Source organism: Actinoallomurus acaciae (assembly GCF_042429965.1).
Classification (GTDB): domain Bacteria; phylum Actinomycetota; class Actinomycetes; order Streptosporangiales; family Streptosporangiaceae; genus Actinoallomurus; species Actinoallomurus acaciae.
Genome location: NZ_JBHLZP010000935.1, coordinates 1 through 1,800, shown reverse-complemented (window position 1 = coordinate 1,800; position 1,800 = coordinate 1). Strand labels below are relative to the sequence as shown.

Genomic DNA, 1,800 nt, shown 5'->3' with positions numbered 1-1,800 from the left:
CGGGGGGCTGGAGCCGTGCACGCCGACGGTGGCCGAGGACCTGATGCTGTCGCTCACCACCGGCGGCGCGGGCGGCGCCGCGTACGGTGAGCCGCTCGCCGCCTGGCGCGGCGGGCGCAGAGAGTCCCGTGCGGCGCGCCCGGCCGAGGACGCCGACGTTCCCGGTTTTCCCGGCCGTGTGGCGATCCAGCCGTTTCTCAGTGCGGAGACCGAGCGGCTCGCCGCCGAGCTGGGCCTCGACCGCGTGGACTGGTTCAACGTCCACCCGGGCGCGCAGGTGCGCGCGGTGCTGAACCTCCTGCCCGGGAGCCTGGCCGCCGGTGCGGATCGCGCGGAGCTCACCGGGCGGATGATGCTGGCCGCCCGCCTGGACCTGGCCGGACGCACCCCCTACTACGTCATGCACTTCGCCCTGGAGGGAAGCGCGGACGGGCGACCGGCGTCGCGCCGTCTCACCGTGCGCACCGCGAGCAGCTACCGGCTCACCGCGGCGGTCGGGGCACTGGCCGTCGACGCCCTGCTGCGCGGCGGCGTCCCGCCCGGCGCGCACTTCGCCTGCGACGTGCTGGACCCCGGGGCCGTCGCCGCCCGGATCGAAGAGAGCGGCGCCGCCCGGTTCGACCTGTCCGGCGGGGACACCACGGCGGACGGTCTCGTGGACGAGGGGGCGCTGTGAGCGCCACGGAGCCGCTGCGGACCCTGGTCTGCGGCACGAACTTCGGCCGCTTCTACGGCGAGGCCGTACGCGCCCACCCCGGCTACACGCTCGCCGGGCTGCTCGCCCGCGGCTCCACGGCATCCCGTGCGTACGCCCGCGGCCTCGGCGTCCCCCTGTACACCGCCGTCGGCCAGGTGCCGGACGACGCCGTGGACGTGGCCTGTGTCGTCGTCGGCTCGACGATCTCCGGCGGGCCGGGCACCGAGCTGGCCGGCTCGCTGCTCGGCCGGGGCGTACACGTCCTGCAGGAACATCCGATCCACCTGGACGAGCTCACCGAATGCCTGAGGCTGGCGCGCCGCAACCGGGTGCAGTACCGGCTCAACACCCACTACCCGCACGTCGCGCCGGTGGCCGCCTTCACGGCCGCGGCGCGCCGGCTGATCGCGCGGCGAACACCGCTGTTCGTCGACGCGGCCACGCCGGTCCATCTGATGCACCCGCTGGTGGACATCCTCGGCCGGGCCCTGGGTTCCCTGCGGCCCTGGCGGTTCGCGGACCCGGCGCCCCTCCCCGGGGACCTCGGGGAACCGCCGTTCCGCATCCTGCACGGCGCCCTGGGCGGCGTGCCGCTGACGCTGCGGGTCCACCACCAGCTGGACCCGGCCGACCGGGACAACCACGCCCTGCACTGGCACCGCGTGTCGGTCGGCACGGAGGCGGGCGTGCTCACCCTGGCCGACACCCACGGCCCGGTGCTGTGGAGCCCGCGCCTGCACGCGCACCGCGACGCCGACCGCCGCCTCGTGCTCGACGGCCACGGAACCGGGCACCTGGATCTCACGACGACGTCCGTGGTCGGTGGTACCGGGACGTTCCGCGAGGTGTTCGCCGAGCTGTGGCCGCAGGCCATCGGGCGCGCACTGGATGATCTGCGGGACGCCATCGCCGAGAACCGCGACCCGCTGCGCTCCGGCCAGTACGACCTGATGGTGTGCCGCATCTGGTCCGAGCTGGCCACCGTGCTCGGTCCGCCGCGGGTCGTCCGGCCGCCCGTACCACGTCCGCTCGCGGTCCGCGAGCTGTTCCCGGACCACCACGAGCCGCGGACGCCGCCCGCGCGCCCGCGCGAGGCCGGTGGC

The 1,800-nt window shown here is 75.7% G+C and carries 1 protein-coding gene and 1 pseudogene; both read left to right on the top strand.

Features of this window, described 5'->3' with window-relative positions:
* A pseudogene (locus ACFFNX_RS49100) lies at positions 1–676 on the top strand (saccharopine dehydrogenase NADP-binding domain-containing protein); the annotation flags it as partial.
* On the top strand, positions 673–1,800 hold a 1,128-nt coding region (locus ACFFNX_RS49095; RefSeq protein WP_378213348.1), incomplete at its 3' end, for a Gfo/Idh/MocA family oxidoreductase. The pseudogene ACFFNX_RS49100 and the gene ACFFNX_RS49095, both read left to right, overlap by 4 nt.